This window comes from Gordonia sp. GN26 (genome assembly GCF_054823965.1).
This window is the reverse complement of record NZ_JSYC01000013.1, coordinates 1-24,102: the sequence shown is the minus strand read 5'-3', so window position 1 is coordinate 24,102 and position 24,102 is coordinate 1. Positions and strand designations below refer to the sequence as shown.

Sequence of the window (24,102 nt, the reverse complement as noted above, 5' to 3'; positions counted from 1 at the left end):
TCAGTCCAGCCAGTTGTTGCCGCCCAGGCGCAACTGCTTGACGTCCAACGCCGAGGTGATGCCGGACTCCGGTGCGAGATCGTGCTTTTCGAGGACTGCGCGCAGGATCTCGGCCGCGTCGATGTTGAGCGGGCTCGAGACCCACATCGCGTAGGGGAGATTCACGAACCGGTTCTCACGTACCGCTTTCAGGTGGCGACTGGCCGGATTGGTGCGCAGGGCGTCGATCTTCTGTTCCACCGACTGCCCGGGGTAGTCGACGAACACGATCAGATCCGGGTCGGCGGTGGTGATCCGTTCCCAGCTGACCGCGGTCCAGGTGTCCTTGACGTCTTCGGTCGCGTTGCGGGCGCCCGCCGCGTCGATGATGCCCTGCGGACCACCGAAGGAGCCCGACGAGAAGATGGAATCGGAGACGCTGTCGAACACGAAGACCGTCGGCTTGGTCGCCGGTTTCGGTGCAGCACGGAGCTTCTCGAGGCGACCGGAGATGTCGTCGGCGACCGCCGCACCTTGCTCGGGATGGCCGGTGATGGTGCCGATGTTGCGCAGGTCGGTGTCGAGCGCGACCCAGGGGTCCATCGTGCCGCGCTGTGCCTGTCCGTCGACCTGACGGCAGGCCTCGGACAGCTGGTAGACGTCGATCCCGTGGGAGGCCAGGATCTCGGGAGTGATCCCGCGGGATTCACTCATGCCGTAGTTGTAGCCGGCGTAGAGGACCTCGGGTTTGGCGCCGACGATGTTCTCGAGCGTCGGCTGTTCGGTGGCGACCTCGTTCAGGGTGTCGACCTGCGGCCCGTATTCGAGCCGGAGGACGTCCTTGTCACGGGCGAGTGAGCTGACCGCGACCATTTTGTCGCGTGCACCCGTCGCGAGCGCGATCGCGATCATCCCGCCGTCGTTGACGAACAGGCGATCGAGGGGCTGGTCGAAGGTGACCTCGGCGCCGCAGTTGGTGACGGTGACGCTGTCGGTAGCGGCGACGCCGGAGTCGGCGCCGCAACCCGCCGCGGTGCCTAGGACGAGAGCGAGCGCGGCGGATCGGGTGATGGTGTGTCTCATCAATTTTCCTTGGTGGTGTAGGCCTGCGGTGCAGGTGAGGTGGGGGAGTCGAGGAGGAGATGCGCGAGGCCGGTCGCGGGATGCGGCACGACGGTGCCGGACACGTCGAAGACCGACGCCAGCAGATCGGGGGTCAGCACCTCGACCGGCGGGCCGTGTGCGGTGATGCCGCCGTCGGAGACAACCGCGACGGCGTCGAAATGGCGGAGGACGAGGTCGAGGTCGTGCATGGCGGCGATGACCGTCGCCTCGAGGTCGTCGAGGATCTGCATCAGCCGCAGCCGCCAGGCCGCGTCGAGGTGGTTCGTCGGCTCGTCGAGCACGAGAATCGGGGTCTGCTGTGCGATCGCGCGTGCGAGGACGACCCGGTGCCGCTCGCCGCCGGACAGCTGCGTGCACGAGCGGTGCTCCCAGCCGCCCAGTCCGACCTGCGCCAGGGCCGACCGGATGATCTCGTCGTCGTCGGAATTGCGCGTCGCCCATGCAGATCGGTACGGCGTGCGTCCCAGCCCCACGGCTTCTGCGACCGTGAGTTCGGCCGACGGGTGTTCATCCTGACCGACGACGGCGATCGACAACGCGCGACGCCGCGCCGGAAGGCGACCGAGATCGTCGTCGGCCAGTCGGATACGCCCGGACGACGGTTGTTCGAGACCGCACAGGGTTCGGAGCAACGTGCTCTTGCCCGTCCCGTTGGGGCCGACGATGGCGAGCCGGGTTCCGGCCGGGACGTCGAGGTCCACCCCGCGCAGGATCGTACGGGCGCCGCGACGACAGCTGAGGCCCGTCGCGCGCAACGACATCGAGCGTGAGTCGGCGGGCATCAGGATCCGCCGCCGAACACGTACTGACGGCGTCCCATCAGGAACAGGAAGATCGGTGCGCCGATGAGTCCGGTCACGATGCCCAACGGCATCTCGCGCGGCGCCGCGGCCACTCGCGAGATGACATCGACCCACACCAGGAACAGCGCGCCGCCGCAGACCGCGACGGGAATCATCGCCCGGTGCGTCGCACCCACCAGCAGGCGTGCAGCGTGGGGAACGATCAAGCCGACGAACCCGATCCCGCCCGCGACCGCGACCAGGACGCCGACCAGGATTCCCTGGACCGCGAACAACGCGTTTCGCATGGCGCGCACGGGAACCCCGAGGGACGTCGCGGTGTCGGTCCCGGCTGCGTAGGCGTCGAGCCAGGAGTGGATCGCGAGCATGCCGAACACCGTGACCACGACGACGACCCCCGCGATCTGTACTTTGGCCCAGGTCGCGCCGGCGACGCTGCCCAGCATCCAGAACATCACGTTGTCGGCGGCGTGCGGGTCGGCAGCGGTGAAGACCAGAAGGGAAGACATCGCCATGAACGCCGACGACAGCACCACTCCGGAGAGGATCAGGCGCAGGGCAGTCAGTCCGCCCTGCGCCCGGGCTACGGCATAGACCGTGACCGAGGCCGCGAGCGCGCCGATCAGCGCGCCGCCGGACAGCGCCCAGACACCCAGCGCAGCAAACGATCCGAGAGTGATGACCGCCGTCGCGCCGACCGCGGCGCCGGCCGACACGCCCAGCAGGTACGGCTCGGCGAGTGGGTTGCGGACCAGGGCCTGCATGACGGCGCCGGCGAGGGCCAGGCCTGCGCCGACGATCGCCGCGAGTATCGAACGCGGTAATCGGAGATCCCAGATGATCACGGCGTGGGCGGCGTCGAGATCATCGCCTTGCAGGCGTCCGGCGACGGTTCGCCAGACGTCACCGATGGGGATCGTCTCGGCGCCGAAAGCAGTGGCGACCGCGACGCTCACCAGCGTGAGCGCGAGAAGAATCAGGGCAAGAGGCAACGACGGAAGTCGCCGTACCGACGTGTCGGTGGCGATCATCGTCGTGCCGTCGGGAGGACGGGACACGTGTGGAACTGCCTTCGGTCTGGGCATCTGTGCGCGAGATGCCGGGTGGACTCGACGAGAACGGCAGGTATTCGGACTCGGGTTCATCCGAACCCGACGCCTTCCCGGGTTGCCCCAGTGGCTTGCTGTCGGGTCCGTCCCCCATACCGCTGCGCGCCAGTCCTGGATTCGCACCAGGTTCCCTGGCACCCGCGTGTGCAGGTGCGACCGCTCTCTGGAGGTGAGGCTAGCAACACTCTCGTGGAGATTGCGCCATCGCCCGGTTGGCCGAACCGGGCGCGCGACGTCGGGAGGTCTTACGCTGGGTGCCGACAGTGCCGCGCAACAGTCGCGAATCGAACCGAGGCGGACGGTGATCCGATGGACGGACGACCCACGAAACTTGCCATCATCGGCGCGGGCGCGGTGGGCACCGCGATCGCCTACTCGGCACTGATCCGGGGAGTGGCGCGGACCGTCGCCCTCCTGGACATCAAGGCGCCGAAGGTCACCGCCGAAGTTCTCGACCTCTCGCACGGGCTGGAGTTCGTGCCCCGTGCCGACATCCTCGGATCCGACGACGTGTCGGTGTGCGCCGACGCCGACGTCGTCGTGTTCACCGCCGGAGCCAAACAGAAGCCGGGACAGTCGCGTCTCGAATTGGCCGAGGCCACAATCGGTTTGACCCGATCGATCCTGCCCGGTGTGCTCGAGGTCGCGCCCTATGCGATCTATCTCATGGTGACCAACCCGGTCGACGTCGTCACCTATGCCGCGCAGCGGATCACCGGTCTGCCGTCGAATCAGCTGTTCGGTTCCGGAACCGTTCTCGACTCGTCGCGGCTGCGGTTCCTCATCGCGCAGCACTGTGGGGTGGCGGTCCAGAGTGTGCATTCCTATATCGTCGGCGAACACGGGGACAGTGAGATCCCGTTGTGGTCGTCGGCGACGATCGGCGGGGTGCCACTGACGTCGTGGAAGCCGCTGCCTGGACGTCCGGAGATGGATGCCGTTGCGCGCGAACGTATCCGGAACGAGGTCGTGCATGCGGCCTACGCGATCATCGAGGGCAAGGGTGCCACCAACTACGCCATCGGCCTCGCTGCCACGCGGATTGTCGAAGCCGTTCTGAACGACGAGCATCGTGTCCTGCCGGTCTCGACGGTCGCCTCCGGCTTCTCCGGACTCGAGGATGTATGCCTGTCCCTGCCGACCGTCGTCGACCGCGGAGGTGCGCAGACGCGCCTCGAGGTGCCGCTGTCGTCGGACGAGGAGGCGGGCCTGCTCGCATCGGCGGAGACGCTGCGCGCAATGCAGTCGCGATTCGGGTTGTAGGGCACGATCGTCACTTCCGGCAATGATTCGCTGATTCCGTTCAGCGCTGGCCTTCGGAGGCGGCGATCGTCCTCGAGTCACTGTCCCTCAGGCGGACCAATCTCACTCCAGGATGCGGATGTCGACGCCACGTCGGGGTAGTTTCACCTGGTCACATCGGTGTGAGAGAAGGTTCGACGATGAGTGGTTCGCGCAAGACGGTTCTGGGGTTTGTCGCTGCGGCGTCGATGGCGATCGCACCGCTGATGGCGGCGGCACCCGCCTCGGCTGCGACCGACTACGCCAACTGCAAGGCGCTCAACGCCGACTACCCACACGGTGTCGGACAGCCGGGCGCCGTCGACTCGACAACGAGCACCCCGGTCACGAACTTCACCGTCGACCAGGCCCTTTACGACGCCAACGACGAGAGCGATCGCGACAACGACGGCATCGCCTGCGAGAAGCGCTGACCGCGAGTCACACTGCACCTTCGGCCGGACCTTCACCACGATCATCGGCTGCAGCCCGTCCGGCTACCGTCGGCACGTCTCCCCGGTGCCTGTGCCGGGACGCTTCGTGCGGCGCTGGACGATACCGACCGGGCCGACCGAGCCGCGTGAATTCGACCCGCTCGCTTCGCTCCCGGCGTCGAGCAATTCCGGGGAAGCGCCCGTCGGCGCCGCAGTCGTATCGTCGGGCTCATGATCACCGGAATTGCCATCCACTCCATCTACGTCCTCGACCAGGACGCGGCGCTCGAATTCTACGTCGGCGAGCTCGGGTTCACCGTCGACACCGACGTCGACATGGGATTCATGCGGTGGCTGACGGTCGCACCACCCGGGCAGCCGGACCGTCTCATCCTCCTCGAGAGGCCCGGGCCTCCATCGCTTTCCGACGACGCTGTGGCCAAGGTCCGCGAACTGGTCACGCAGGGCGCGATGCCGGTCACGATCTTCTCGACCGACGACTGCCGGGGTACGCACGCTGCCCTCGTCGCGAAGGGCGTCGAGTTAACCCAGGACCCCGAGGAACAGCCGTACGGGATCGACTGCGCCTTCCGCGACCCGTTCGGGAACAACCTCCGGATGACGCAGCGTGCCACCCAGGAGCGGCCCGTGGGCAAGGACGACGTCGCCCGCTGGTCGCCCGAGAGCTGAGGGGTCTCCGACCTGGCCTTCCCGGCTCGTCCGCGGTCCGATGGAACCGATCGGGCGCGCCGATAGTCTGAACTACATGCGCGACGACAAGCTGCTCACCCGGATCTCCGCCCTCCTGCGACAGGCGGAGAACACCGACAACGAGCATGAGGCCGAGACGTTCATGCAGGCCGCACAGCGCCTCGCCACGGCGTCGTCGATCGATCTCGCCGTGGCCCGCGCGCACGATCCGGCCGCGCGCAGGAAGGTCACCCCGATCTCCCGGCAGATCAAGATCGGCGAGCCGGGCAAGCGTGGCCTGCGCACCTACGTGCAACTGTTCGTGGCGATCACCATGGCGAACGACGTGACAGTAGACGTCGCCAGCAACTCGACTTTCGTCCTCGCCTACGGCTACGAGGCCGACATCGACGCCTGCGAGGCGCTGTACACGTCGCTGATCATCCAGATGGTCGCCGCCAGCGATGCCTACCTGCGGTCGGGGGCGTACAAGGGGGAGACCTTCGCGCGCGTCGTCACGAAGGGCAGCGGCTGGCAGGCGCGCCGGGTGATCGAGGAGAAGCCGCTGTCGCCGATCACCGCGCGCCTCAACTTCCAGTCGGCCTTCGCCGAACGCATCGGCAAACGTCTCAGCGAGGCCCGCGATGCTGCCCGCGAAGAAGCACTCGACGCCGAACAAAAGTCCGGTGAAGCCGAACGTTCGACGGCGCTGGCTCTGCGCAACAAGGAACTCGAGGTCACCGATTTCTACAAGACCGAGTCCACCGCGCGCGGCACGTGGCGACCGTCGAGTGCGTCGGCCGGCTACTCGGAGGCCGCCCGACAGGCAGGGGACCGGGCGGGACGTCGGGCCAAGATCGGTGCCGACCGCGAGTTCGGCGGCGCGCGAGGCGCTCTCGAGGCGTGAACAGCGGTCGGTCGCTGGGCTCAGTCGGTTCGGTCGTACCAGGCGACTGACGGGGTCGGCGTGAACGGAGTGGGGGTCCCGGCCCAGCGCCGCACCCAAGTGCCGACCCGTCCGGGGTCGGTGGCCACGCCATGCACGACGATGGCGGTGACCACCAGGATCGCGGCGAACACGAACAGCCAGCTGATCGCGACGAAAACGACGCCGAGAGTGCCGAAGTAGCGGATCGTGCCCGACGCCAGCGTGGGCAGGGCGATTCGGCTCCCGGCCAGCAGCGCCGTGATCAGCAGACCCGTACCCACACCGTTGAGCGCGAGAAGCCGCAGCGGCACCTGCGTGGACACCAACAGTTGCGGGATCGCGGTGAAGGTTGCCGACCAGATCGCCACCGTCACTCCGAAGATCAGCACGATGCCGAGCAGACCGCTGCCGCCGAGGTGGATGCCGAAGAGCGTCTCGGCGTGGAGGCCGGTCGACAACCCCTGAGCAGTGACCGCGGTGGGGATGAGGAACAGCACGATCACCCAACGCCAGAAGGCGCGCCACTGCAGTTTGGTGACGCCCCAGATCGCGACATACATTCGGCCGAGTGCACGTGACAGGGAGGTGGCGCCGGCGATGGTCATGAGTGCGCCGATGACCCCGAAGGTGGCGAAGGACTGCGGATTGTCCACCGAGGTGTGGTCGAGCCTGCTCACCGGGATGCCGAGTCCGCTCAACGCATCGTCGACGACGTCGCTCCCCGGAAGGGTGAGCAGCAGGATGACGATGGGCAGGATCGAGGTGAACGCCTGGGCGGCGAGGGTCATCGCGCGGTCGGTGACGTCGCCGCGCGCGATGTCGGTGAGGATGCGCAGGCTCAGCGTCGCGCCGGGCATTCGCAGCACACGTTCGCCGATCGCGTGCAGGTCGGGACGGCGCATGAAGACTCCCCTCGGGTACAGCGGACCCTCATCATCATTGGTGATGCCGTGAGTCCGCGTGACACCGGGCGTGCTCGGTACTACGACGCCGAGCGTCTCGTCTTCCGGCTCTTCGACACCGCGTCGTCGTCGCGCACCGTACAACTGGCCGGGACCGAACTCACCCTGCCCGCCGAGGCGCGATTCGCGTCCATCGATGCGGTGCGCGACTACGTGCGGCGCGTGCGCGAACTGCCGAGTGTGCGGTCGCGGTTCCCGCGTGCCGCCGAGCCGGTATCGGTACGTGAACGCCGCGGTCAGGGTTCGGCGCACTACGCACGGTCGACGACGGCCACCGGTGACAGGTTGGTGAGCGCGGAGATCGCGATCCCGTCATCGGCGGAGGGCAGGTGGGCGCTACGAGAACTCGTGGTTCTGCACGAGCTGGCCCACCACCTCGACGACTCCAAAGGCCCCGGACACGGACGTGGTTTCGTGCTCACCCTCATCGAACTCGTGGGCCTGGTCCTCGGGCCCGAGGCGGCGTTCGTCTTCCGCGTGGTGCTGGCCGATTCGGGGATCGGCTGAAATTCAGTGCCCGGTTATCTTCTTCGCCGAATGTCCGATGGTCGCCTCGCCGCCGGTCATGATGCGCATGAACTCTTGCTGTTCTGCGGCTCCGCGGATCGCGGCCCGCTCACGTCCGCCCGGCCGTTGTGCCTGCACTGAGCGGATGATGTTCACCGGGAACCGGATCACCGGATACCACGGCGGGACGAAGGGAAGTCCGAGCGTGCGCATCGCTGCCGGGCCGAGGAAGCCGCTGGTGACCGAAAGATGTTGCGATCGTGCGATCTTGCGGCGCAACTTCGGGAACCTCGAATAGTTCCACTGCAACGGATCATCGGCCATCGGCACCGAGAGCTGCTTGGTTGTCTCGTCGGGTGTCGAGAGGACATACGAGGTGTGGTGGAGTACGCGGAGCGCATCGCGAAAGCTGGTGGGCAGGAACTCGTCCTGCACGCCGAGCAACCAACCGGCATATCGGGTGAGGTGTGCGACGGCGTCGTATTCGCTGGGGCGGTTGACAAGTCCCATCATGACCACGCCGAGGCTCGGCGAGACGAGTGCCCCGACGAGCGTCGCGGCCATGTCGGTCTGGTTGATGGGCAGTCCCCAGGCGTCGGAATCCCAGTCGGGGAGCGCAGCGACGTGGCGCCGGACCATCGCATGGATCAGACGGACCCGCAGCGTCGACTGGTAGCCGACTCCCTGTGGCAGCAAACCGTTTTCGGTGATGACGTCGGTCGCCCACTGGGTGGTCTCGGCGAACCGTGTGTTGGAGCCCTTCTCGAGGGCGCCGGTGCGCAACAGCGTCTGATTGAAGCCGGCGAACTGGTAACCACCCAGCAGTGCGACGTCGCGTGCGACGTACAGGCCGTCGGCGCCGCCGCTGCGCATCACGCGCGCGCCCTGTTCGATCAGACCCCGGTCAACCCAGTCGGGGGCGGTCTCCACCTCGACGAAGAACTCGCGCAGTGGGGCCGGGGCGTCGTCGATCGAGTCGATCCCGTTCACCAGAGCCCGCTCGAAGAGCGGACGCGCCTGAGCCATCCCGGCGGTGTGCATCCACTCGACCAGACGGTCCGCCGGTTCGTCGCCGACCGTCAGGAGTTCGCCGAGGTGACGGAAGAGTTCGCGGCCGGGTTTGCGCAGGCCCAGCAGGGGGCCGACGAGTCGCAGGCCGATCGGGATCTTGCACGGACCGTCCGGGTGGCGTGACGGGATCTCGGTGGTGGCGGTGGTCTGCGCCGTCGGGCCAGGGTGTGCCGTCCGCGGTGTCGCGGACGCGATCGGTGAAATGGTCATCGACGGGCACTCCTGATCGCTGAGTTTGGACACATGCGTTACCAAAAACGCTAGGCCGATGGGCGCGAGGTGTCAATGAGACGAATATAAACCTTCGTCCAAAATCGCTGTTCACCGGTTCCTCCATCGTCCATCGGCTCACGACGAAGCCGTCCCGGGTGGGTCACCCGGGACGGCTCTCGACGCGAAGGAAAGATTCAGCTCAGACGATGCGCGGCCGCCTCGCGGTCGGCGGCACGCTGGAACTCGAGGTCGTCGGACGCACACGCCAGGCAGATCGGTGCGTGATCGGCCGACGGGTCACGATCCATCTCGTAGGCGATGTAGCTGTCCTCGCATCGGTGGCAGCGGATCCTTGCCTCCCACATGTCATCGACCTCCGAACGCGGATCGTGGGGCCGCTCCATGGTGAACCATCCGTCGCGGTAGAAGGCGAGAGCAACCGCATAGATGGCGCCGGCCACGAGGAAGGCGACCGGCGGTGCCCAGAGAGAACCGGTGCTGCCGCCGAAGAGGACGAGTGCGATGCCGATGACCGACGACGTCGCCCACGCTCCGACACCGGCCGGGTTGACCGCCGGTACGCGGCCCGGCCGGAACTCGAGCGAGTCGGCGGGCATCTTTCGAAGGCGCATCCAGCCGATGTGGGTCAGCGCGATCGCGACCCACCCGACGATGAGCACGCCCTGGTACTGCAGCGACGTGGTGATCCAGGACAGCACGTTGGTGAGCATCATGAGGTACACGATCACGGCAACCACACCCACCCAGAAGGTGCGGGGCATCGAGAACTTCACGGTGCGGGCGAAGAAGTTCTGGAAGTTGGTCGAGGCCAGGTAGAAGTTGCCGCTGTTGACGCGTGTCTGGCTGACGACGACCCAGAGCAGGCCCCAGATCCCCATCATGCCGACGACGCCGAGAATGGCCGACTCCTCCGAGAGCGGGCCGGCGATCGTGATCGTCTGCGCCAGGAACATGCCGACCGCCGCATTGACGAGCAGCGTGACGATGTAGAAGGGCGTCCCGAAGGACACGCGGGCGTTGAACGTGGCGTCCTGCGGGCGGCCGAAACGTGCGTAGTCCCAAGCCATCATCGTGACGACCCAGACACCCATGTAGATGACGAACGAGAACCACCAGCCCGGGACCCCGAGGTCGGCGGCGGCCTCCGGCTCGTAGGTCAGCCATTCGTTGCTGTATCCGTACTCGACGATCGCCCACACAACCGAGCCGACGAGGCCGAGGACGTACAAGGGCAGCAGCACCCCGTTGAGTCTGTCGAGCCACGTTGCGACACCGCGCCACGCAAGAGGTGCCTGGTATGCCACGACGACGAACGCCCAGAACGCCATGGGAAGGCCGCCGAAGTATGCATGTAGCGCAGACGCGACGATCGCGCCCTCGGCCACGACGTAGTAGGCAATTGTGATGCCGAAAAGTGCTGCGGCGAACGCCGATCCGGCACGTCCGAAGACGACGCGCGAGAACAATGAAACGCTCGTACCGGTCTGATTGGCGAACTTGGCCGCCACCGAGTTGATGGCGCCGTATGCGAGCACCGAGAGTCCGATGCCGATGAGGGCGTCGGTCGCGCCGACCGAGAGCGAGACCGTCGCGCCGACGACGACGAAGAACATGGCGGACATCAGTCCGAACCAGGCCATCGACACCGACGATCGCGATGTCCGCCATGACGGCGGCACGATGTGCATCGAATAGTCCTCGGCGGCAGCTCGTGCGAGCACCTGGGGGTCGTCGGTGTAGCTGACCTCGAGTGCGGGCACACCGCCCGGCTTTGAGGAGGAGATCTCCAGAGTCATGTTGTCTTCCTTGTCCAGGATCGATGGGAGGAACAGAACAGCGGCGGGTGAGTGGCGTCGTTGCCACCACCCGCCGCTGGGTGTTGTTCTGTCGGAGAGGGTTTGTCGGCGTACCGCCAGGCCGTCTAGACGGCGGCGGGCTCCGAGACGGTCAGGGTTCCGGGCACGAAGTCGATGGTCGGATCATCGGTCCAGTGGACGATTGTGCGTCGGTGCAACATCTTCCGGAACTGTGCCGTGGTGTTCTCCAGGACTTCACCGCTGCCCCAGTCGAGGATCACGCCGAACTGGCGCACGCAGTCCATCTCGTTGATCAGGCCGGTGCGGTACTCCTCGGACACTTCCTGAGGATCACGTTCGATCCATGAATGACGATTCGTGCGGATGAACTCGCGCGCGGCAAGCGTTGCCTCGAGATCTATCTCGTAGAGGAAGATCTCGGGATCGATGGCCTTGATGACGACGCCGTAGTCCTTCTCGGCTCGCGCGATGGTGACGTAGCCGTCGATCACGTCTTCGAGCACCGCGTCGACGTCACGTTGCAGCGGATCGCCGAGGCCACCCCCGCCGGCCGAGGGCCGGGTGAACTCGTCGCCCGACTTGATCGGCTCCGCGGCGAAGATCGAACCCAGGTAGCGCTCGTTCTCGGTGCCCTTGTTGAGCCAGACGCCATGCGGGATCGACGGGAGGCCGCCCCAGAGTCCCCAGGTCACCGATCGTTCCCGGTCGCAGCAGTAGGACATGACGGTGTTGTCACTCGCCCAGAGCTTTCCGCCCTTCTCCGCGCCGAGACCGCCCCGGAACTTACCCGGGCCACCTGAGTCCGGGACGAGGTCGTGGCATGACGTCAACACCGGGGCAAGGCGTTCCTGGCCCTCGAAAGGCTGTGTGCCGTACTGGACTCCGAAGACTGCGGCGGATGCGTTGTAACCGTCGGCGCCGTTGCGGGCGCCCCAGCCACCCATCATCCAGTCGTACCACATGAAGTTCGGGTTGCCCTCGCCTCGCTGATCGCGGCCACCCACCAGGAGGTACTCGAGGTTGAACGTGCACGCCATCGCGCGTTCGGGCTGGATGTCCGACCAGATATCGAAGACCGAGCTCATGATCTTCTCGAACGGTCCCGAACAGAAACCGGCGCACGGTGACGGCCAGTCGGCGTTGACCACCGAGCCGAGCGGTCCGAGGTCGGCCGTCACCACCCGGTAGAAGCCGGAGTTGAGCGGGATGTCGGGGAACTGCATCTTGGTTCCGGCCACGATGCCGGCGAAGGAGCCGCCGAATCCGGCGTTGAGCATCGACGAGATCGAGGCGTGGGACTCGCTGAGGTCGTAGTGGACGGTGTCCCCGGAGATCGTCATACGCGTCTTGATCGGGATGAGCCCCTCGCCGCGTGCCGGATCCTGATCGATGTAATCCTCTGTGTACCAGACACCGTCGGGAAGGGCGGCGATCTTGGCTCGCGTCAGATCCTCGACGTAGTCCTGGACCTCGGCCATCGCGGTCTTGATGGTCTCGACGCCGTATTTGTCACACAGCCGCTGGATCTCGCGCTCGGCGACGCGGGTCGCCTCGGCCTGGGCCTGCATGTCGCCGATGATGTCGCGCGGGTTGCGGGTGTTCTTCGCGATCAGGTACGCGACGTCCTCGAGGAACTCGTCTTTGCTCCACAGGCGGGTCGGAGGAATTCGCAGACCCTCACCCATGTGGTCGAGCGCCTTGACGTTGAACGAGCCGGGGGTCGCGCCGCCCACATCCGCCCAGTGGCCGTTGGCCTGTGCGTAGCCGAGCAGCTCGCCGTCGTAATAGATGGGGCGGATGATCCGGGTGTCGTTGAAGTGGCTGCCGCCCTCGTAGACATCGTTGATGACGAAGACGTCGCCGGGGTGGATGTCCCCTTGGAACTGCCGGATGACGGCTTTGGCCGTGTAGTGGAGCGTGCCGACATGCGCGGCGATGTCGCCGGTGCCCTGCATGACGGTGTTGCCCTCGGTGTCGCACAGAGCGGAGGAGAAGTCGCGCGAGTAGATGACGAATGAATAGCAGGTGCGGAGGATCTGCTCGGCCATCTGGTCGACGGTGTTGATGAAGGCGTTCTTCAGCACCTCGAAGGTGACCGGGTCCAGAGTTGTTGCCATGTCTGGTTTTTCCTTGTCTGTCAGATGTGGTTGATCACGCGGTCGTGGTGAGGAGGAGGTTGCCCCACTCGTCGACCCGGGCAGAGGTCTTCGGCGGGACCACGGTGGTGGAATCGAGCTGGTCGACGATGCAGGGGCCGGCCAGCACCGCTCCGGGCGGCAGGGTCGCACGGTCGTACACGGGGGTGGCGAGTCGCGCGACCTCGTCGGGGAACAGCACCTGCCGCACTTCCAGCGGCTCGGGGACGAAGGTCGCGGGATCGATCAGCTCGGCGGGGGTGACGTCCATCCGAGGCGTGAGACCGATGGCGCGCAACGAGATCCGGTAGATCTCGACGCCGGTGTCCTCGGCCGCGAAATTGTGCTCCTTGAGGTGGGTCGCGTGGAAGGTCGCGACGACCTCGTCGAGGCTCGTCAGCGGCATGGACACGGGCACCGCGATTGCTCGCCACTGACCCTCGTACCGCATGTCGAGGTAGTACTCGAAGAGCATGTCCTCGGGATCGACGTGTTCGGCGGCCAGGCGTGCCCGACCCTCTTCCTGCAGCTCGGCGAAAGTGGCTGTCAGATGATCGAGATCAGCGCCGGCGGCGTCGGCGAGATACATCCGGGTGATGTCGTGCTGGATGTCGACGAGCATGCAGCCCATGGCGGAGGTGACGCCCGGATGCGGCGGGATGATGACCGTCGGGATCCCCAGGTCCTTGGCGAGGTATGCGGCATGCAGGGGACCGGCGCCGCCGAATCCGACCAGCGCGAAGTCACGGGGATCGTGTCCCTTGCGAATGGAGATCAGGCGGATCGCGTCGGCCATGTTGGCGTTGGCGACCTTGATGATCGACTGGGCGGCGGTGTCGACGTCCAAGCCGAGCGGTTCGGCGACCTTCTCCAGTGCATATCGGGCCTGCGACTCGTCAAGCTCCTTGACTCCGCCGGCCAGCTTCTTCCCGACGGTGCCGAGGATCAGGTTCGCGTCGGTGTTGGTCGCGAGCTCACCGTTGCCGCCGTAGCAGGCCGGGCCCGGGTCGGAGCCCGCGGACTGCGGACCGTTGCGCAGTGAACCGGCGTCGTCGAGCCAGGCGATCGAACCGCCACCGGCGCCGATGGTGAGCACCTCGATGCTGGGGAAGCAGATGGGATGGCCGAAGGCCACGCTCCACATGTTGGTGGTGGCCAGCACCCCGTTGTCGGTCAGCGACACATCGGTTGACGTGCCACCCATGTCGAAGCCGATCGAGTTCTCGAAACCACAGGTACGGGCGATGTGCCTGCTCGCGATCGCGCCGGCCGCGATACCGGAGGCGGCCAGACGCGCGCCGTACTTCTCGGCCATCGCCGGGGTCATGACGCCACCACCCGAATGGAGCAGCAGGACGTCGTTCTCGTAGCCGGCCTCCGCCAGTCGCCCTTCGAGTGTCCGCGCGTAGGGGCCGATGATCGGGACGAGGGCCGCGTTCGCGACCGTCGTGGAGAATCGTTCGTACTCGAAGATCTCGGGCAGGACGTCACTCGACGTGGTGATCGACACCCCGGGAAGCTCCTCGGCGAGGATCTCCGCCATGCGGTTCTCGTGGGCCGGATTGGTGAACGAGTTCACGAAACACACAGCGACGGTTTCGATCTCGCGACGCCGCAGGATGCGGGCCACGTCACGGGCGCCTTCCTCATCGAGCGGTTCGAGAACCGTGCCGTCGTAACCGATCCTCTCCTTGACGGTCAGCCGATGACGCCGCGACACCACCGGCGGTGCGACCTCCTCGTACGGATCCCAGGATTCGCGATCGCCGCGCCGGATCTCGATGACGTCGCGGAATCCTTCGGTCGTGACCAGTGCGACCTTCGGGAACCTGCGGGTGATGAGTGCGTTCGTGGCGATTGTCGTTCCGTGCGAGAAGAACTCGACGTCCTCCCAACTCACCCCGGCCTGCTCCATGCCCGCAAGAACGCCTTCGATCGGGTTGTTCTGCGTCGGGTACTTGGCGGTGACGATCGTTCCGTCCGATTGCTGGATGAAGACGTCGGTGAACGTGCCACCGATGTCGACGGCAGTCCGTACCTTGTCGGTACGAATGATGGCTTCGGTCATGAGAGATTCCTCGTGCGTCGGCGGTATGGGGACGGCTACAACGAAACTCGCGATCAGACCGCCGGACAATTGGTTGAATTGCCAGGACCGGCGTTGTGCTCACTGGACGTTGACACGCGAGCCTCGAGCGCGATACGCCGTCACCTGCGGAAACCGTCGACATAGGCCGGTAACGCGTTTGTGTCCGACATCCGCCGGAAACGTTCCGTCACCCAAAGGAAACGTGGCTGCGGATTCTCCTCCGGTGGTGAGAATCCCTGTGAGCGCCGATAATCGACACATCACGACTGATGAGGGGGTCCGATGGCGACGGTTGGCGACGTCGCCGATCGACTTGGGTTGCTGACGCTGACGCCGGGGCCCGCCGAGCGGACGAGGCAACTTCGGGTTGCCGGCGCCGTGGAGATCGGGATCGTGCCGTTGTCGGCGGTACAGACCTCGGACGTCGTCTGCGTGACCGGGGTGGGGTGGGCCGCGACGGGGAAACCGGAGTCATTCGCAGCCGTCATCCGGGAACGCGGTGTCCCCGCCGTCGTCGTGGACACCGACGACGACAACCTGTCTGCCGAGTTCGTCTCGGCGTGTGTTCGGCACGGCGTCCCGATCTACATGCTCCCGCGGGCGCGATCATTCGCCGACCTGCGGGCGTTCGTCACCCCGCATGCGCCGCCGGGTGATACCGACTCCGAACCCGGGCGGGTCTCGTCGGTGATCGATGTGCTCGCGGACTTCCACCGCAAGTCCGGGGTCGCCGGTGCCGTGGTGTTGCGCGGAGCGATCATCGATGCGGTGTCGTCCGCGGTCGACCTGGACCTGATCACGAAGACACTTGCGCTGACTCCTGTTGCTCTGCACGCGATCCCGGGAACTGTCGCGGCCCTGCACATCGCCCTGCCCAGATCGGGGGCCGCACTGACGCTCGCGAACCCCAACAGAAGGGCGCTCGAGTCGACGCGGGTCCGCAAGCTGGCCAACGACGCCGACTCGGCAGTGCAACTGTTGACCGCACAACGGACGATGCGGAAACCGCTCGAGGACGCTCTCATACGCGAGCTGATCGATGCACGGATTCCGGCGTCGGCAATGGACCCCTGGGTGGAATCCTTCGGCTTCGTGTCCGGTGATCGTGTCCGCGCGGTTGCCGTGACGGTGGGTCCCGGCAGTGACACGACCCCGACGGATGTGGTCGACGCGCTCCATGATCTCGGCGCCTGCAGTGGATTGGCGACCGTGGTCGCGGCCCGCGACGCAGTGGTCTTCGCCCTGATCAAAACGGGCACTGAGAAGGAGCCGAATCCGCTGTCTCGCAGTGACTTCGATGTTCAACTCGCGACCTTTGAGCGAATGTTCCTGGCGCGGCACACCGAACTCTCGATGGGCGGCAGTTCATACGTCATTCGCAGCAGCGACGACCTGATGCGGGGACTCATCAATGCACGACAAATGGCTGAGAGGCATTCGCGTGCCCAGGAACCGGGGGCGTCTGCGACCACGTTGCCGGTGCCGCTGGCGGCAAACCTTCTGGCAGGTGTCCCCGAAAGGGCTCAGGCGCTACATGAATCGTTGCTGGGCCCGGTCCTCGCCTACGACCGGGAGAAGGACACCAGCCTGCTCGCCACCCTCACGACCTTCTTCGCGCTCGACTGCCACTCGGGTGCGACTGCCAACGAACTGGGTATCCACATCAACACGTTGAGGTATCGGCTGTCCCGTATCGAGAAGCTCACCGGGCGGAGCCTCGCGTCGATGGTGGACCGGACCGACTACTACCTCGCCCTATGCGTCGGCGCGAGACGATCTGCGCCCGGCGAGACGACCGTCGGGGGCTCGTTCCCCGACCACCAGGGATCGGGTAGTCGTGCGGCGAACTCGTTGATGACCTCGTATCGCCTGTCGACGGCCCGCCCCACATACGACGGGTGAGCGCTGTAGTGGTTCGCCCGGAAGTAGAAAGGCGACCCCTCCGGATTCGACTCGAACCTGACACCGATGAGTGAGCGCGTCAGATCGTCGACGTCGAGTGAGCCCGACTGTTCGGCGGCCAGTGCGAGAGCATGAACGGCGTTGAACGCCCCTACCTGTGCGGAGTGACTCCAGCATTGACCACGGAGCTTCCGGAGGTCATGGCGATACGACTCGTTGACCGGGGAGGACAGATCGGAGAAGTACGTCGCGACCATGTAGTGACCGTTGCTGACCTCGGACGGCATGTGGGCGAGATCGACTTCGGTGGTGACGGTGGCGGCGATCGGCATCGAGTCCGGTCTCAGGCCCGCCACGTGGTATTGCGCGTAGAACGCAGTCGTGGAGTCGGTGCCGACGAGGTTGCAGATGACGACGGAGGGTTGCTGGATACGGATGTCGTCGATGAGGGACTCGAATCGGGTCTCGCCCAGGGGGGCGTACCGGTCACCGACGATGTCGATGCCGACCTGCCCGGACAGTCTGCGGATCGCTTCGGAGAGCACTCGGGGATAGATGTAATCCGATCCGACCACGTACACCCGCCGGCCCAGCGTCTCGGCGACCCAGGTCAGGTAGTCGGCGATGTACTGGTTGGGTGCGGCGCCGCAGTAGAAGATGCGGGAGTCGGTCTCCTCGCCCTCGAAATAGGTGGGATACATCAGCAGTGATGCGTTCTCGTGGATGGCGGGGGTCAGCGCGAGACGAGCTGCCGAGGTGTAGCCGCCGACGATGGCGTCCACGTTCTCGGCCCGGCACAGATGATCGACGCCCCGGGCCGTCGACGATACCTCGGAATGGTCATCGTAGATCGCGACCTCGATATCAGAGCCGAGAACGCCTCCGCGAGCATTGATCTGGGCAACCGCCAGCATCGCACCGTCGAGGATCGACTGCTCCATCTCGGCCTGGGCGCCCGACAACGAGTAGAGCATGCCGAGTTTCACGTCGGTTCCCGATCCGCGCGATCTGTGTGCATGGATGTCACTATGCCAGCTGGGACGCCCGTCGGCTCGGGGGAGAGGGGCTAGTGCAAACCCTCCCCGGCGAGGAGCGTGAGGTAGCTCGGATGCTCGGGGTCGAGGACAAGGCGCTGTTTACGGCCGCGGGCCTTGATCAGATCGGGCACCACGGTGAGGTAGCGGGGGAGGCTCGCCGCGTAGACGTCGACGCGCAGGCGGTGGCCCGGCTGCAGGACCGCGTCGGTCGGGACCAGGTCGACGTCGATGCGAACGGGCTCGTCGGCGGGCACGGGGAGCTTGCGCTTGCGGGACAGGTAGTGATGCGCCGAGAGCAGGCTGCCGTCGGACGCGTAGGTCGACTTGCTGCGGTCCAGCGCACGATTCGACGCCGAGAGGGCGCCGTTGGTGAGCACCGTCGACGTGCCGTCGGGCGCGACGTCGTTCACGGTCACCGCCCAGATCGCCTCATGGGCGGTGGTGGCCACGTTGAGTCGCAGGTTCATCGCGCCACTGATCGGCGTGGCCTCGGTGACCGGTGCGGTGGTGAACGACAGTGCGCCACGCTCCTGGAAGCGTGCGTCCTTCGCGTAGTCGGCGCCGAGGATCATGGTGGCGCCGGCGGTCACCTGGGTCATGTCGCGGGATCGGAGTCCGCGGGCGTCGGGTCGGACGTGGAGGGACGAGACACCCTGTGCGGGAGTCGAACCCAACGTCCCGTCGTGTACGGCATGGTCGGCGGTCGACGAGGCGTCGGGCGTCAGGTACAGCCGCTTCGGCGCGACGCCCGGGCGCGGGAAGTTCTGTCCGGCGGTCCAGGCACCGCCCTGCTGCAGCATGGTGACCGGCCCGTAGAACTCGATGCCGTTGCGGTGTCCCTTGAGCCAGCGGTCGAACCACGCGCGTTCGAGGACGTCGAGACGCGGCGGCGCGAACTTGCCGCCATACCCCGAACCGACGTCGAGGTGATAGCCGTCGCCGACGATCATCTGCTTGCGGCCGGGCTCCATGTTCAACCGCTCGTAGACGCCGGTTGCGCTGCGGCCGAACAGATCATGCCAGGCGCCGACGGTGAACGTGGGGGCCTCGATACGGTCGACGATCGGGTCGCGCTCGTCGAAGTACGGGTCGTCGAAGATGCGTGGGTCGCGGGCGGTGAGGAAACCCCAGAGCAGCGAGGGGATCTCGGTGGCCGGCGACTTCACCCGGTCGATGGCCCACTTCAAGGCGTGACCGCTGGTGATGTCCCGAATGATGTTGGCAGGGTTGGGAACCCACTTGAGCATGTTCACCGCCGACAACCACACCGGGATGAACGCCGACGGCATGCCGCCGGTGATGTAGATGTCGCGCACGATGTCGTCGCAACCCTCCACGGCGAACACGGCTTTCAGCTGCGGCGGGCGCTTGTCGGCGGCCTGCAGCGAGTTGATCGCCGAATACGACCAGCCGGCCAGGCCGACGGTGCCGTCGCACCATTCCTGCTCGCTGACCCAGTCGATGATCTCGACCGAGTCCTCCTGCTCGCGCGGGCCGAGGATCTGCCACTTGCCGTGGCTGGCACCGGTACCGCGCACATCGACGACGACCTGCACATAACCACTGCGCACCAGGTTTCGGTTGATGCCGAAGACGTCGAAGACGCCACCCGACAGCGTCTGGGTGAGAGTGGTTAGGCCCTCGAGCGCGGTGCCGGTCGCATCGATCGACGCCGACGCGGTGTGCAGCGCCTTGCCGAGCACGGGGGCGTGCAGCGCCTGGTCGATGAAGTCGATGGCGGCCCGGTTGTACGGGTTGATGTTGACGATCGCGGGGTAGGGGGTGAGCACCGTCTGCCCGAACCGGTTGGCCGGGCGGATCACGGTGGCGCGCAGAACGACCCCGTCGCTCATGGTGATCGAGACGTCGCGGTCGATGACGACACGCGGGTACAGCTGCTTGCCGTCGACCTGCTCGCGCCAGCGGATGCCGTCGGCGCCTCCGGTCGGGTCGCCGAGGGGGAGGGTGCCGAAGTGGGGTGCTTCCGAGGGACGTCGCGACGGCGAGGGGACCGGCCGCGTACGGCGTTCCGCGGGATCCAACTGATACGTCATAGTGCACCACCCTGCCTGGGGTGAGAGGTGTCGCACCGGGAGTGCTGCTGGTCGAGATGGCCGGGTGGACACCGACACCCCTTCGTGTCGGTCGTGGGCGCCGGACCCGCTCCGCTGGCGGCGGAAATCAGTGTGTTCCAGGTCACCTCACGCGTTCGCTGAAGAATAGCTCAGCGCCGGTATCGGATGGCTAACCGGGCGGCGTCGGTTTGGACATCGGAGGTCTACGGCCGGTCACATTCCGGTAGCGACAGGTCGATCGCCGCTGCCGCCTCGAGGGCCATCCACGCCGACAGCTGCACCGACAGGTCGCGTTCGGGTACCTCCGAGGGCATCACCGCACCCGCCACGAACTGGGCTTTCTTGCCCGCGGCAGTGGGTGCGACGGCCCGGCTGCGCCAGTCGCTGCCGAACACGACGCGGCCGCGGACCTCGGTGTGGTTCGACCACGCCGCATCGGCACTCGAGGTCACGATCCGGGCTGCCCGGGCACGCAGTTCATCCGAACCGTCGACATCCGGGAGGTCGGTGGCGATGAGCCCGAGGTAGCGGGCGAGCACCCCGTGGAACAGGCCGCCGTCGCCACCGCCGCCGCCGTTGATCACCCCGTCGGTGCACGAATGCTTCTCGACGGCACCGAGGAGGCGGGCCAGGCGGTCCAGATGCCGCTGGTCACCGGTTGCGCGGAAAGCCTCGAGCTCGGCGCCGAGAACGACGCCCTGGCAGTAGGTGTAGGTGCCGGTCTCGGCCTTCAGCGAACCGTCGGGCTGCTTCTTCAGGCCGTCGATGACCAGGTGCGTCTTCGGGTCGATGAGGTTGGCGTCCATCCAATCGCACATCGCCACAGCACGTTCGACGTGACCGGTACGGGCGACCAGGATTGCAGCGGGGCCGTTCGCCGGGGCGTTGAAGAACTGGTCGGTCGTGCGCCAGGGGATGCCGCCGCCGTCCTCGGGAACCCACGCGTCGAGCATCCGTCGCGTCAGGACCTCCAGGCCCCGCCGGTGGTCGAGGTCGAGGTGGCGGTCGGCGCGTTCGATCGCCAACCCCAGCCAGGCCATGTCGTCGTAATAGTTGTTCGTCCACCGCCCGAGGTTGCGGACCTTGATCCCGCGCAGCACCCGGTTCGCGTCGTCGGCGACATCGGGATCGAAGGAACGGTCGCCGTATCCCGAGCCCTCGGGTCGGTGGATCGCGGCGTCGACGAGCAGGTCGACGAGATGCGCATGCCACCAGTAATGCCAGGATCCGAGATGTGCCGCGACGAACCCGATGGGCCACGCGACCGCCGCCGTGCGCGTCGCCGGCAGCCAGAAGGCCCGCTGCAGGTGCCGCGCAGTGACGGCGTCCATGGCGGCCTGCGCACGCTCGTTGGGGTCGTGCACGTCGGTCGATTTGGTTTGTTCCCCCACAAGGACGTAGCCTAGTCGTCGGTGTGATGCACAACCGTGCGTCGTATCGGTTCAACCAGAGACCGTTGGTCGTCGGGAACTCCCGAACGAAGGCGCGACAGAGTCGCCGGCCCACGCAGGATGAACGAGGAATGTGGTCCCACACATCAGTGTGCGTCTTCACGCCCCGTGCCTGCGTGCCGGGGCGTTTGTCATTTCCGCCGTCGATCGCCTCCACGGCCCGTCGCTCAGTTGAACCCGACCAACTCAAGTGACGAGGAGAGGAGGCGAAGTATGGCCAAGTCCGAAAAGGTCGCCGCTGTTGCGGAGATCGCAGAGCAGTTCAAGGGCTCCACGGCGGCAGTGGTCACGGAATACCGTGGACTCACCGTCACCCAGATCTCCCAGCTGCGACGTTCCCTCGGTGAGGGTGCAACCTACTCCGTCGCCAAGAACACCCTGGTGAAGCGTGCCGCAGCTGATGCGGGCGTGGAAGGGCTCGACGAGCTGTTCACCGGTCCGACCGCCATCGCCTTCATCGAAGGTGAGCCGGTTGTGGCCGCGAAGGCGATCAAGACGTTCGCCAAGGACAACAAGGCTCTGGTCATCAAGGGCGGGTACATGGACGGCCGCGCGCTGTCCGTTGCCGAGATCGAGCAGATCGCCGACCTTGAGACCCGTGAGGTCTTGCTGGCCAAGCTCGCCGGCGCCATGAAGGGCAACTTGGCTAAGGCAGCCGGACTGTTCAACCAGCCGGCATCGCAGGTCGCGCGTCTCGCAGCGGCCCTGCAGGAGAAGAAGAACGAAGCCGGCGAATAACTCGCCGCACCAAAGCCAGTCCCCGGACCGTACGGGGATGCACACCAACCCCGTACGGGGACTTACAGGAAGGACGCCACCATGGCGAAGCTCACCGCTGACGAGCTCATCGAGCAGTTCAAGGAACTGACCCTGCTGGAGCTCAGCGATTTCGTGAAGAAGTTCGAAGAGGTCTTCGAGGTCACCGCGGCCGCTCCGGTCGCCGTTGCCGCTGCAGGCGCACCGGCTGCCGGTGGCGCCGAGGCTGCTGCCGAGCAGGACGAGTTCGACGTCATCCTCGAGGGTGCCGGCGACAAGAAGATCCAGGTCATCAAGGTCGTCCGCGAGGTCGTCTCGGGTCTGGGCCTGAAGGAAGCCAAGGACCTCGTCGAGGGTGCTCCGAAGGCTCTCCTGGAGAAGGTCGACAAGGAGGCCGCCGAGGCTGCCAAGGCCAAGCTCGAAGAGGCCGGCGCCAAGGTTTCCGTCAAGTAAGACTCTCTTACTCGACTCCACGAGCCCGGGACAGCGTTTGCTGTCCCGGGTTCGTTGTCGTTCGGCCTGGATTGATGTCGCACGCGACGTCAATCCGGCCGGGCGAGCTCGGCTGAGTGTGCGTCGCCGGGTTGACGTCGCATGCGACTTCAATCGGGGTCGACTGCGCGGGCCGAGGCATCGCGGCCGGTTCGATGTCGGATGAAACCTAGTCGGCCGCATGTGCGTCCAAAACACGTGACCGAGTTTCCCGTGGAGCGGTTCCCGACTGATCGATACGGCCTCATCCGTCGCGAGGCCACCCTGCGCGTGGGCATCGGCGACGACACCGTCGCCGGAGCGTTACGTCGCGGCCGTCTGCTGCGGCTCGCTCCAGGCGTCTGGGTGGCCGCGAGCCCGGATTTCGAGGGTGCCGATGGTGCCGATCGTCTCTACCGCCACCGATCGATCGCGGTCGCCTCCTCTGCACGCGATCGGGGCACCTCCACGTTGAGTCATGAGTCCGCGGCAACGGTCCTCGGTCTGGAGACACTGCACCCGGATCGCGAGCACGTCCATCTCACCAAGCCCTCGCGAGGCGGAGGGTTCATACGCGGTCACCGCCACGTCCACAACGGCCCGCTGACGTCCGCAGACATCGTGAGGGTGGACGGGGTGGCGGTCACCCGTCTGGAACGAACAGCCGTCGACATCGCGATGGCCGGCGATTTCGAGCAGGCGCTCGTCGTCTTCGACCGTGCTCTCGCGATGGACGCAGATGTCGAGGTGATGAGAGATCTGCTCGACGCCCGAGCGGGGTGGCCGAACGTGGGTACCGCTCGTCGCGCTCTCACCTTCGCTGACGCCCGGTCGGAGAGCGTCGGGGAATCGTGGAGTCGCGCGCAGATGATCGCGGCCGGACTGCCGCTGCCTCGTCTCCAGCACACGTTCCAGATCCCCGATGGGGAAGCGAGGTCGGACTTCGACTGGGACGGCCGAGTCGTCGGTGAGTTCGACGGCCTGTAGAAGTATGGTCGGCTGCTGCGCCGGGGGAGACGGCGGCCGCAGCGTTGATCCGCGAGAAGACGCGAGAGGACGCGCTCCGGGCGCAAGGGGAATCATCGTGATCCGCTGGACCTGGTCCACTCTGGAACGCGGAGAGTTGGTCGAATCGATTCGGCCTTGGTTGGTGACTGCCGGACTCCTGGCGGCCTGACCGGACCGTACTTCTGGGGATGGTTGGCGCCGCCGTCTCCCAGAGTGAAGTCGCGCGCGACTTCACTCT

The 24,102-nt window shown here is 66.3% G+C and carries 18 protein-coding genes, 2 pseudogenes and 1 riboswitch; of the genes and pseudogenes, 9 read left to right on the top strand and 11 right to left on the bottom strand.

Annotation, left to right across the window (positions count from 1 at the left end; translation table 11 throughout):
* From OK17_RS04660 to OK17_RS04650, 3 genes are read right to left on the bottom strand one after another with little or no spacing between them, the layout of a single operon-like run.
* On the bottom strand, positions 1-1,062 hold the full coding sequence (locus OK17_RS04660; RefSeq protein ID WP_232715799.1) for an ABC transporter substrate-binding protein: 1,062 nt from the start codon (positions 1,060-1,062) through the stop codon (positions 1-3).
* Positions 1,062-1,886: an ABC transporter ATP-binding protein gene (locus OK17_RS04655; RefSeq protein WP_461416810.1), complete on the bottom strand. Its 825-nt coding sequence runs from the start codon at positions 1,884-1,886 to the stop codon at positions 1,062-1,064. Before OK17_RS04655 ends, OK17_RS04660 begins: the two co-directional genes overlap by 1 nt.
* A complete protein-coding gene (locus OK17_RS04650; protein WP_461416824.1) occupies positions 1,886-2,938 on the bottom strand; it encodes a FecCD family ABC transporter permease in 1,053 nt (350 codons plus the stop codon). Before OK17_RS04650 ends, OK17_RS04655 begins: the two co-directional genes overlap by 1 nt.
* 72 nt (positions 2,939-3,010) lie before the next feature.
* Positions 3,011-3,192: riboswitch (cobalamin riboswitch) on the bottom strand.
* Between the two features lie 133 nt (positions 3,193-3,325).
* Here OK17_RS04650 and OK17_RS04645 point away from each other — a divergent pair.
* The 4 genes from OK17_RS04645 to OK17_RS04630 all read left to right on the top strand — a co-directional run bounded on the left by OK17_RS04645 (position 3,326) and on the right by OK17_RS04630 (position 6,328).
* Positions 3,326-4,279, top strand: a complete 954-nt coding sequence (locus OK17_RS04645) for an L-lactate dehydrogenase (protein ID WP_232715801.1) — start codon at positions 3,326-3,328, stop codon at positions 4,277-4,279.
* Positions 4,280-4,458: 179 nt separating this feature from the next.
* Positions 4,459-4,731 (top strand): excalibur calcium-binding domain-containing protein, encoded by a 273-nt coding sequence (locus OK17_RS04640; protein WP_232715802.1) that lies wholly within the window; start codon positions 4,459-4,461, stop codon positions 4,729-4,731.
* Between the two features lie 231 nt (positions 4,732-4,962).
* Positions 4,963-5,421 (top strand): VOC family protein, encoded by a 459-nt coding sequence (locus tag OK17_RS04635; protein ID WP_232715803.1) that lies wholly within the window; start codon positions 4,963-4,965, stop codon positions 5,419-5,421.
* 76 nt (positions 5,422-5,497) lie between these two features.
* Entirely contained in the window at positions 5,498-6,328 is an 831-nt protein-coding gene (locus tag OK17_RS04630; protein WP_232715804.1) for a DUF2786 domain-containing protein, read from the top strand.
* 20 nt (positions 6,329-6,348) lie between these two features.
* On the opposite strand, the gene OK17_RS04625 is transcribed toward OK17_RS04630, so the two are convergent.
* Complete coding sequence (locus tag OK17_RS04625) at positions 6,349-7,251, bottom strand: hypothetical protein (protein ID WP_461416809.1); 903 nt, start codon at positions 7,249-7,251, stop codon at positions 6,349-6,351.
* 48 nt (positions 7,252-7,299) lie between these two features.
* On the opposite strand from OK17_RS04625, the gene OK17_RS04620 reads away from it, so the two are divergent.
* Positions 7,300-7,818: a TIGR04338 family metallohydrolase gene (locus tag OK17_RS04620; protein ID WP_461416808.1), complete on the top strand. Its 519-nt coding sequence runs from the start codon at positions 7,300-7,302 to the stop codon at positions 7,816-7,818.
* 3 nt (positions 7,819-7,821) lie between these two features.
* Here the strand turns inward: OK17_RS04620 and OK17_RS04615 are convergent, their stop codons facing one another.
* The 4 genes from OK17_RS04615 to OK17_RS04600 all read right to left on the bottom strand — a co-directional run bounded on the left by OK17_RS04615 (position 7,822) and on the right by OK17_RS04600 (position 15,143).
* Entirely contained in the window at positions 7,822-9,099 is a 1,278-nt protein-coding gene (locus OK17_RS04615; protein WP_461416806.1) for an oxygenase MpaB family protein, read from the bottom strand.
* Positions 9,100-9,296: 197 nt separating this feature from the next.
* Entirely contained in the window at positions 9,297-10,919 is a 1,623-nt protein-coding gene (locus OK17_RS04610) for a purine-cytosine permease family protein (protein ID WP_461416805.1), read from the bottom strand.
* A gap of 125 nt (positions 10,920-11,044) precedes the next feature.
* Positions 11,045-13,057, bottom strand: coding sequence for a hydantoinase B/oxoprolinase family protein (locus OK17_RS04605; RefSeq protein ID WP_461416803.1), 2,013 nt, complete (start codon positions 13,055-13,057; stop codon positions 11,045-11,047).
* A 34-nt stretch (positions 13,058-13,091) separates the two neighbouring features.
* Complete coding sequence (locus tag OK17_RS04600; RefSeq protein WP_461416802.1) at positions 13,092-15,143, bottom strand: hydantoinase/oxoprolinase family protein; 2,052 nt, start codon at positions 15,141-15,143, stop codon at positions 13,092-13,094.
* Between the two features lie 303 nt (positions 15,144-15,446).
* On the opposite strand from OK17_RS04600, the pseudogene OK17_RS04595 reads away from it, so the two are divergent.
* Positions 15,447-16,862 (top strand): annotated as a pseudogene (locus OK17_RS04595) (helix-turn-helix domain-containing protein); the annotation flags it as partial.
* Positions 16,863-16,909: 47 nt separating this feature from the next.
* Here the strand turns inward: OK17_RS04595 and OK17_RS04590 are convergent.
* From OK17_RS04590 to OK17_RS04580, 3 genes are all read right to left on the bottom strand, one after another.
* Positions 16,910-18,040, bottom strand: coding sequence for a transporter substrate-binding protein (locus OK17_RS04590; RefSeq protein WP_461416823.1), 1,131 nt, complete (start codon positions 18,038-18,040; stop codon positions 16,910-16,912).
* A gap of 92 nt (positions 18,041-18,132) precedes the next feature.
* The gene (locus OK17_RS04585) at positions 18,133-20,157 is read right to left on the bottom strand and encodes a CocE/NonD family hydrolase (protein WP_461416801.1); all 2,025 of its coding nucleotides are present in this window, start codon (positions 20,155-20,157) and stop codon (positions 18,133-18,135) included.
* A gap of 224 nt (positions 20,158-20,381) precedes the next feature.
* Positions 20,382-21,569 (bottom strand): glycoside hydrolase family 76 protein, encoded by a 1,188-nt coding sequence (locus OK17_RS04580; RefSeq protein WP_461416800.1) that lies wholly within the window; start codon positions 21,567-21,569, stop codon positions 20,382-20,384.
* 273 nt (positions 21,570-21,842) lie between these two features.
* Here OK17_RS04580 and rplJ point away from each other — a divergent pair, with 273 nt between their 5' ends.
* The 3 genes and pseudogenes from rplJ to OK17_RS04565 all read left to right on the top strand — a co-directional run bounded on the left by rplJ (position 21,843) and on the right by OK17_RS04565 (position 24,033).
* Positions 21,843-22,367, top strand: coding sequence for a 50S ribosomal protein L10 (rplJ, locus tag OK17_RS04575; protein ID WP_006865201.1), 525 nt, complete (start codon positions 21,843-21,845; stop codon positions 22,365-22,367).
* A gap of 81 nt (positions 22,368-22,448) precedes the next feature.
* Positions 22,449-22,838, top strand: a complete 390-nt coding sequence (gene rplL / locus OK17_RS04570) for a 50S ribosomal protein L7/L12 (RefSeq protein ID WP_006865200.1) — start codon at positions 22,449-22,451, stop codon at positions 22,836-22,838.
* A 201-nt stretch (positions 22,839-23,039) separates the two neighbouring features.
* Positions 23,040-24,033: pseudogene (locus OK17_RS04565) on the top strand (hypothetical protein).
* The last annotated feature ends 69 nt before the right edge of the window (positions 24,034-24,102 follow it).